The organism is Candidatus Sodalis sp. SoCistrobi, assembly GCF_900143145.1.
Taxonomy (GTDB): domain Bacteria; phylum Pseudomonadota; class Gammaproteobacteria; order Enterobacterales; family Enterobacteriaceae; genus SoCistrobi.
Window position 1 is genome coordinate 1 of sequence record NZ_FRDB01000135.1, and the last position, 8,512, is coordinate 8,512.

At 56.9% G+C, this 8,512-nt stretch carries 7 protein-coding genes and 2 pseudogenes; 5 read left to right on the forward strand and 4 right to left on the reverse strand.

Annotated features, from left to right (window positions below; translation table 11 throughout):
* Positions 1–394: 394 nt before the first annotated feature.
* Positions 395–946 (reverse strand): NAD(P)H nitroreductase, encoded by a 552-nt coding sequence (locus CINSTRO3249_RS10075; RefSeq protein ID WP_074013186.1) that lies wholly within the window; start codon positions 944–946, stop codon positions 395–397.
* Between the two features lie 226 nt (positions 947–1,172).
* Here CINSTRO3249_RS10075 and sppA point away from each other — a divergent pair, with 226 nt between their 5' ends.
* The 3 genes and pseudogenes from sppA (at position 1,173) to pncA (ending at position 4,777) form a co-directional block, all read left to right on the forward strand.
* A complete protein-coding gene (gene sppA / locus CINSTRO3249_RS10080; RefSeq protein WP_074013187.1) occupies positions 1,173–3,026 on the forward strand; it encodes a signal peptide peptidase SppA in 1,854 nt (617 codons plus the stop codon).
* A 156-nt stretch (positions 3,027–3,182) separates the two neighbouring features.
* Positions 3,183–4,241, forward strand: a complete 1,059-nt coding sequence (ansA, locus tag CINSTRO3249_RS10085) for an asparaginase (RefSeq protein WP_074013188.1) — start codon at positions 3,183–3,185, stop codon at positions 4,239–4,241.
* Positions 4,216–4,777: pseudogene (pncA, locus tag CINSTRO3249_RS10090) on the forward strand (bifunctional nicotinamidase/pyrazinamidase). Before ansA ends, pncA begins: the two are co-directional and overlap by 26 nt.
* A gap of 272 nt (positions 4,778–5,049) precedes the next feature.
* Here the strand turns inward: pncA and CINSTRO3249_RS10095 are convergent.
* Together CINSTRO3249_RS10095 and msrB are read right to left on the reverse strand one after the other, a co-directional pair.
* A complete protein-coding gene (locus tag CINSTRO3249_RS10095) occupies positions 5,050–5,322 on the reverse strand; it encodes a YeaC family protein (protein ID WP_074013189.1) in 273 nt (90 codons plus the stop codon).
* Between the two features lie 50 nt (positions 5,323–5,372).
* Entirely contained in the window at positions 5,373–5,786 is a 414-nt protein-coding gene (gene msrB / locus CINSTRO3249_RS10100) for a peptide-methionine (R)-S-oxide reductase MsrB (RefSeq protein WP_074013190.1), read from the reverse strand.
* Between the two features lie 343 nt (positions 5,787–6,129).
* Between msrB and gapA the strand changes: the two genes are divergently transcribed.
* Entirely contained in the window at positions 6,130–7,128 is a 999-nt protein-coding gene (gene gapA / locus CINSTRO3249_RS10105; protein WP_074013191.1) for a glyceraldehyde-3-phosphate dehydrogenase, read from the forward strand.
* Positions 7,129–7,196: 68 nt separating this feature from the next.
* Complete coding sequence (locus CINSTRO3249_RS10110) at positions 7,197–8,072, forward strand: D-hexose-6-phosphate mutarotase (protein WP_074013192.1); 876 nt, start codon at positions 7,197–7,199, stop codon at positions 8,070–8,072.
* Positions 8,073–8,233: 161 nt separating this feature from the next.
* Here CINSTRO3249_RS10110 and CINSTRO3249_RS17645 read toward each other — a convergent pair.
* Positions 8,234–8,386 (reverse strand): annotated as a pseudogene (locus CINSTRO3249_RS17645) (aldo/keto reductase); the annotation flags it as partial.
* Between the last annotated feature and the right edge of the window lie 126 nt (positions 8,387–8,512).

The following is an 8,512-nucleotide window of genomic DNA, read 5'->3' on the forward strand; positions in this document are numbered from 1 at the left end:
TGCTCATGCTGAGTTTCCAGCACTAGATTAACTGCCCGTTCACGGACTTCCGGAGAGTAACGTTTGGTCGTTGTCATAGAGACCTCCACTTTTAAAGTATAGACTCTAATTTATCCGGGGTGATTCACTTTTCGCTTTACCGGTCTGTTGATCGGCGACGCGATGCACGCCCCACCCGGTAGAGACTCGAGGGACACCTTCAAAATAGGCACCGGCGGCGGGGAAGGCGTCGATGACGGCTGTCTGGTCAACCACCAGCAGTACTCGGCCAATGGAGCCCGCAGGGTAATCAAAAAGGTCAACAACACTCCTTTCCGGTGCGCATAAATTCGCTCAAAGCGCCTAAACACGTTGTGCTCCACATGACGCTGCGATAACGGCCCTCGCCGGTCAATCAGAAGCGGCGCACGTAAGCGTCAGTATCGGGGGGCAAAAGCGTGGTACTGGCTTTCAGCTGTGGCGTCCCGAGATAAAGGAAACCGACAATCTCATCTTGTTCGCGACAGCCGAACGCGGCGCGCACATCGGGCTGCGAGGTCCACAGGCCGGTGCGCCAGATACCGTTGAACCCTTGGGCCAGCGCCGCCATTTGCATGGCGTGTACCGCGCAACCGGCGGAAACCACCTGCTCCCAGCGCGGTACATTGCTTTGGCTATCGCAATAGGCCACGACCGCGATAATCAGCGGCGCACGAAACGGCGCCTGTTGCGCTTTTTCAATTCCCTTTTGATCCATCCCGGCGTTAATCGCCGACTGACCGAGTAATTCGCTAAAACGGGTAAGGCCTGCGCCTTCGATGATAATAAAACGCCACGGCTGCAGGGCACCGTGGTCCGGGGCGCGCATACCCGCACGCAGTAGCAGTTCCAGCGTTTCCCCGGCCGGCGCGGGCTCGGTTAACCGTGAAGCAGAACGGCGATTCAGTAACAGTTCCAATGCATCCATGAGTTTACTCCTGATGTAAGGTATGGCGCTAACGGTATCATAGCGCTCTGGCCGGTAACAGCCTGCTATCGACAGTGGCGGCATGAGGTCGGCGGCTTTTTTTTGTCCCCGCCCGGGCCGCCGGGTCTGGCGCGCGCCGGTAAGCTTTACCGGGAGCGTTTTTTAGAGCGCGGCCGGACAAATTTTATATTATGATTTTGAACTTCGCTGTTTTATTGGAGATCTCATGCACACATTGTGGCGAATTATTTCCGGCCCGTTCAAATGGTGCTGGCGTTTACTGAATTTCATCCGCGAATTTATCCTCAACGTATTTTTGGTGGTACTCATCATCGTCGTGGTTGGGATCTATTTACAAATGCGTCACACGCCGCCCACGCTGGCAAAAGGCGCGCTGGTGATGGATCTGACCGGTACGGTGGTGGACAAGCCGGCCATGAATAATAAATTCCGTCAGCTCGGCCGCGAATTGCTTGGCGCTTCCAGCAACCAGCTGCAGGAAAATTCGCTGTTTGACGTGGTGGATACGATACGCCAGGCGAAAAACGACGCCAATATCACCGGGCTGGTCTTGTCGTTGAAAGATTTCGCCGGGGCGGATCAGGCCTCGCTGGAGTACATCGGCAAGGCGCTGCGCGAATTCCGCGACAGCGGTAAACCTATCTATGCCGTGGGCGACAGCTATAGTCAGGCGCAATATTTTCTTGCCAGCTATGCCAATAAAATCTATCTCACGCCCCAGGGCGCGGTGGATTTACACGGCATTGCAACGAATAATCTTTACTACAAAACCTTAATCGACAAGCTGAAAGTCAACAGCCATATCTTCCGCGTTGGCACCTATAAATCCGCGGTCGAACCTTTCCTGCGCGACAATATGTCCGACGACGCCCGCGAAGCCGATAGCCGTTGGGTAGGTCAGCTGTGGCAACACTATCTAACGACGGTGGCAGCCAACAGGCAAACTACCCCGGAGCAATTGTTCCCGGGCGCCCAGGCAATGCTGGAGGGTCTGCGCGCGGTCGAGGGGAATACCGCACAATTCGCGCTCAATAACAAATGGGTGGATGAAGTCGCGTCCCGCGCCGCGATTGACACGGCGCTGACGCAAGCGTTTGGTTGGAACAAGCGCGACAAGGCGTTCAATGGCATCAGTATTTATGATTATCAGCCGGTGACGCCGTCGCAACAGGGCGGGCAAATCGCCGTGATCTTTGCCAATGGCGCTATCATCGACGGCCCGGAAACGCCAGGATCGGTCGGGGGCGACACCACCGCCGACCAAATCCGCGATGCGCGGCTGGACCCCGATATCAAAGCCATTGTATTCCGGGTTAACAGCCCCGGTGGCAGCGTCACCGCTTCCGAGGTCATTCGTTCCGAGCTGGCCGCGGCGCGTGCGGCGGGCAAACCGGTGGTGGTCTCCATGGGCGGTATGGCGGCCTCGGGCGGTTATTGGGTGTCCACCCCGGCCAATGCCATCATCGCCAGCGCCAGCACCTTGACCGGATCAATCGGCATCTTCGGGGTGATTAACACCGTGGAGAACACCCTCGACAGTATCGGTGTCCATACTGATGGCGTTGCCACTTCACCGCTGGCGGATGTGTCGATGACCAAAACGTTGCCGGCGGAATTCTCACAGATGATGCAACTTAACGTTGAAAGCGGTTATCGTAACTTTATCACCCTGGTCGCCGAGTCCCGCCACAAGACCCCCGAGGAGATCGATAAAATCGGCCAAGGTCATGTTTGGATTGGCAGCTATGCGGTGCAAAACGGCTTGGTCGATCGGTTAGGCGATTTCGACGACGCGGTGAGTAAAGCCGCCGAACTGGCACAGTTGAAGCAATACCAATTGAACTGGTATCTGGATGAACCGGGCCTGTTGGAGTTGCTGCTCACGCAGACCAGCGCGTCGGTGTATGCCTTCATGCCGAACCTGATTCAGTCCTGGCTGCCGGCACCGGTCACCCAGGTGGTGGACAGGCTGAAGATGGATGCCGGCCTGGGCTTTAGCTGGAACGATCCGCAAAACCGTTACGCCTTTTGCTTTTCCTGCGAGCAAATCCTGCGCTAGCGGGTTCCCCCGTGCACGTCCTGGCGCGCTAGCGCCGGGCCCTTCTGAATCAACGCCCTGCCTTGGCCGGGCGTTTTTTTTCGCCCGTTGCGGGCGACTGGTGTTATTTAATAAGCGCCTTATAATTGGCGCTACTGTCCATAACGTTTCGCCCTCATGCAAAAAAAATCCATTTACGTTGCTTATACCGGCGGCACCATCGGTATGCAGCGCTCAGACAAGGGTTATGTGCCGGTTTCCGGGCATCTTCAGCGGCAATTGGCGCGAATGCCGGAATTTTACCGTCCCGAAATGCCGGATTTTACCGTGCATGAATATGCCCCTCTCATCGATTCGTCGGACATGACGCCCGACGATTGGCACACCATCGCCCGTGATATCGCCGCCAACTATGACGGCTACGACGGCTTTGTTATCCTGCACGGGACGGATACCATGGCGTTTACCGCTTCGGCGCTGTCCTTCATGCTGGAAAATCTTAATAAACCAGTGATTGTCACCGGCTCGCAAATCCCGTTGGAAGCGCTGCGTTCCGATGGCCAGATCAACCTGCTTAACGCCCTGTACTTGGTGGCTGCCCATTACCCGGTGAATGAGGTTGGTCTGTTTTTTAATAACACCTTGTTTCGCGGCAATCGCGCGACCAAGGTCCATGCCGATGGCTTCGATGCCTTTGCATCACCCAATTTGCCACCGCTGCTGGAGGCCGGCATCCATATCCGCCGCCTAACGCCCTCCCCGGCCGGCGCGGGCGCGGGTCCGCTTATTGTGCACTCTATTACACCGCAGCCGGTCGGCGTCGTCACCCTTTACCCCGGCATTTCGGCGGATGTGGTCGGTAACTTTCTGCGCCAGCCGGTGCGGGCGCTTATCCTGCGCTCATACGGCGTGGGCAATGCGCCGCAGCATCCGCCGTTACTTCATGAACTCAAGCAGGCGGGTGATCGGGGTATCGTGGTGGTGAATCTCACGCAATGCCTCTCTGGTCGGGTAGACATGGGCGGTTATGCTACCGGCAACGCCCTCGCCCGCGCCGGCGTCCTCAGCGGGTTTGATATGACTGTCGAGGCCGCCCTGACCAAGCTGCATTTTTTACTAAGCCAATCGTTGCCCGACCAGGCTATACGTGACCTCATGCAACAGGATCTGCGCGGCGAATTGAGCAGCAACGATGAATCGGGAGAAGGCCATGGCCAGAGCATTATTGTTAGTTGATTTACAACAGGATTTTTGCGCCGGAGGGCGATGCGGTGATCGCGGTGGCCAATGCGGCGCTGGCGCTGTGCGTCCGGTGCGGGATCACCGTCGTGGCCAGCCAGGACTGGCATCCGCAGGAGCACGGCAGCTTTGCCGTTAACGCCGGACGGCCGGTCAATACCCTCGGCACGCTGGACGGCCTGGCGCAAATCTGGTGGCCGATTCACTGCGTGCAGAATACCGCGGGCGCGGATTTTCACCCTGAACTGAATCGCGAGGGACTGACGGCAATTTTTCGCAAAGGCGAGCAGCGCCATATCGACAGCTATAGCACCTTCTTCGACAACGGACGCCGGGCGCAAACTGCGCTCGACGGCTGGCTGCGCGCGCGGCAGATTGACCGGTTGACGGTAATGGGATTAGCTACGGATTATTGTGTCAAATATAGCGTGCTGGATGCCCTGCACTTAGGCTATGCCACTGAGGTGATTACCGAGGGCTGTCGGGGCGTCAACCTGCAGCCGGAGGACAGCGCCGCGGCGCCGAACGGCTGACAATGGACGCCTTTATCGCCCGTCTCACCGCTGAGGGGTATGCATAGACCAGCCACCGCGCGGCTAATGTAGCGCGCGCCTGATACCACGCCCGTGCAGTGCAAAGCACGCCCCTTAACGTTGCAGGCAGGCGCAGCATGTTATGCGGCAAGGCGTCAATGTGAAGCAGGCGCAACCACCCTGCACACCTGGGCGTCGATGCGAATCAGACGCAGCCACCCTGCGCGACAGGCATCAATGCGCAGAGGTACACCCCACCATGCTGCAAGGCGTCACTGGGGTTTAAGTACCTCGACGGTGGCGCTCTTCAATTCTTCCAGCAGGGCACGCTTGCTCTTCATGGTGATCTGGCCGTCGGTACCAATGCTCATGTGTTCAGGGTGACTGTTATGGCGCGATTGCCACAGCATCACCATTTGCATGCAGTTGGCTTGTTGCTCCGGCGTCAACGCCACCCCATCGGGCCATTTGCCCAGTTCCACGGCGGTCATTAACCGCTGGTAAATTTCCGGCGTCATAGTCGCCAGAAGCGCTTCAACATCCATTGCCGCACCTTTTATATGGAATAATTAGATGAATCGATAAAGCTGCGAGTTCAGCCGGCGATTTCTTCACCATTTTCGCCGTCACGAAAACGCAGCGAGGCGCTGTTGACGCAAAAACGCGCCCCGCTCGGCTGCGGCCCGTCGGGAAACACATGACCCAGATGGGCATCGCAGTTGCCGCAACGAATTTCCACCCGCTGCATACCGTGGGTGTGATCCTCAAGGTAGCGGATGGCCTCGTCGCTTACCGGCTCATAGAAACTCGGCCAGCCACAGCCGGAATCGTATTTACTGTCGGAGTAGAATAACGGTGCATGGCAAACCAGGCAATGGTACTGACCGGTTCGCTTATTTTCCAGTAGCTTACCGCTATAGGGCGGTTCGGTGCCCCGCTGCTGGGTAACATAACGCTGCATCTCGGTCATTGCTTCATCGGGCAATCGTGGGGGAGTGTTATTGGCCATTTTGTGCTTCTCGGGCGATAGGTAGGGACACTTTCCAGTACTACTATTATAAAAAATAATTAACAACGTAGCAGGCAATTTTGGCGTAAACTCTACAAAGACACTTTGTCGCTGTAGAAATGTGACATCAATCACATATTGCGACCTATCGCCGTTTATATTGGTGCCTGGCACCCGCATATAGACGACAGCTGTGTTGATGTCAGTTGCGTACATAACGTGCGCTGAGCGGGGTCTGGATTGATTTGTCGCAACTATTGACACGATTCCGCTTGACGCTGCGCGAGGTTTTTGTAAATTTACAAGTAACCTTTTATTCATTATTAAATAGCTGGTGTAATATATGACTATCAAAGTAGGCATCAACGGTTTTGGCCGTATCGGCCGTATTGTTTTCCGTGCTGCGCAGGAACGTAACGACATCGAAATCGTTGCCATCAACGACCTGCTGGATGCTGATTATATGGCCTACATGCTGAAGTACGACTCAACCCACGGTCGCTTCAACGGTACTGTCGCCGTAGAGAACGGTCATCTGGTGGTCAACGGTAAAACGATCCGTTGTACCGCTGAGAATGATCCGGCTAACCTGAAGTGGGGCGACGTCGGCGTAGACGTTGTCGCTGAAGCCACCGGCATCTTCCTGACCGACGAAACGGCGCGTAAGCACATCACCGCCGGCGCTAAAAAAGTGGTACTGACCGGCCCGTCGAAAGATAACACGCCGATGTTTGTCATGGGCGTTAACCACAAAGCGTATGACGGCCAGGATATCGTTTCCAACGCCTCTTGTACCACCAACTGCCTGGCGCCGCTGGCCAAGGTCATCAACGACAATTTCGGTATCGTTGAAGCCCTGATGACCACCGTTCACGCCACCACCGCTACGCAGAAAACCGTTGACGGCCCGTCGCACAAAGACTGGCGCGGCGGCCGCGGCGCATCCCAGAACATTATCCCGTCCTCTACCGGCGCGGCTAAAGCCGTGGGTAAAGTGATCCCCGAGCTGAACGGTAAACTGACCGGTATGTCCTTCCGCGTACCGACGCCGAACGTTTCAGTGGTTGACCTGACCGCGCGTCTGGAAAAACCGGCTTCCTATGAAGACATCTGCGCCGCTATCAAAAAAGCCGCCGAAGGCGAGCTGAAAGGCGTGATGGGCTACACCGATGAAGACGTGGTATCCACCGATTTCAACGGCGAAAAGCTGACCTCCGTGTTCGATGCCAAAGCCGGTATCGCGCTGAACGACAAATTTGTCAAACTGGTAGCCTGGTACGATAACGAAACCGGCTATTCCAATAAAGTGTTGGATCTGATCTCCCACATCGCCAACAAATAAGCGTGGTGACCGGATGATGAAAGGGCGGCAGCGATGTCGCCCTTTTTCTTTTACTCAGGAGGTATATCATGTCCGACTCTCTTTTTGCCTTGCCCGTCAAGCAAACGCTGTCGCCGTCGTTAACGCTGCGCCAGCAGGATCAGTTGCCGCTGGTGGTGGTGGTGGACCATCCGCAGGTGCGGGCGGCGGTCACGTTACAGGGCGCGCACCTTGTCGCCTGGCAGCCCACCGGCGAGCAACCGGTTTTGTGGTTAAGCGAGAAAAGCGCTTTTCAGGAAGGCGTGGCTATCCGCGGTGGCGTGCCCATTTGCTGGCCCTGGTTTGGCAAGGTCGCGACCCCGAATCATGGCTTCGCCCGTATTCTTCCGTGGGAACTGAGCCATCACAGCGAAGACGACCAACAGGTTCAACTGACCTTTACCCTGCGCGATAGCACCCTGACCGAACCGTTTTTCCCCCACCCGTTCACGCTTAAAGCCCACTTTACGCTCGGGCAGACCTGCAGTATCGAACTGGTGGCCGAGGGCGAGTATCAGGCTACGGCCGCGCTGCACAGCTATTTCACCGTGGGAGCCATCGGCGATATCCACGTCAGCGGCCTCGGCGCCAACTTTATCGATAAGGTCAACGGCGCCCAGCCAGCTCAGCAACAGGGAGATGTCACCTTTTCCGGCGAAGTGGATCGCGTTTACACCGCGCCTACGGAAACCAGCCTGATTCATGATCCGGTGCTGGGACGGGTGATTGAAGTCCACCATCAGCATCATAGTGACGTCGTGGCCTGGAACTGTGGGCAATCGCTGTCGCAATCGATCGGCGATTTGGCGGATGACAGCTACCTTAGCTATGTGTGTGTGGAGACGGCGCGGGTCAGTGCACCGCTTATCAGCACGCCCGCCACGCCGGCGCGCTTACAGCAAACGCTACGTCTGCGCAAGTCCTGAGACGGCACAACGGGAGCGCGGCGTCTGCGTAAGCCCTACGACGGCACAACGGGAGCGCGGCGCCCACGCCTTGCAACGCCGGCCGGAAGCTTAACCGCTAACGCGGCACCGCGCTGCCCCACGCATTTTGCCGCGGGCCAGCACGTCAGATATAAGGCGCTGTCCAGGACGGTCTTGCGCTGCGGTGGCGGAAAAGCCCGGTCCAGCGCCTCAAGGTGTTTGGCGGCCAGCGTGATCGTTAAAGCGCCGGCGTTCTCTTTCACATGCGCCACGCTTGCTGCCTTCGGAATGGCGATCACGCCCGGCTCGCGGATGAATCACCCCGGATAAATTAGAGTCTATACTTTAAAAGTGGAGGTCTCTATGACAACGACCAAACGTTACTCTCCGGAAGTCCGTGAACGGGCAGTTAATCTAGTGCTGGAAACTCAGCATGAGCA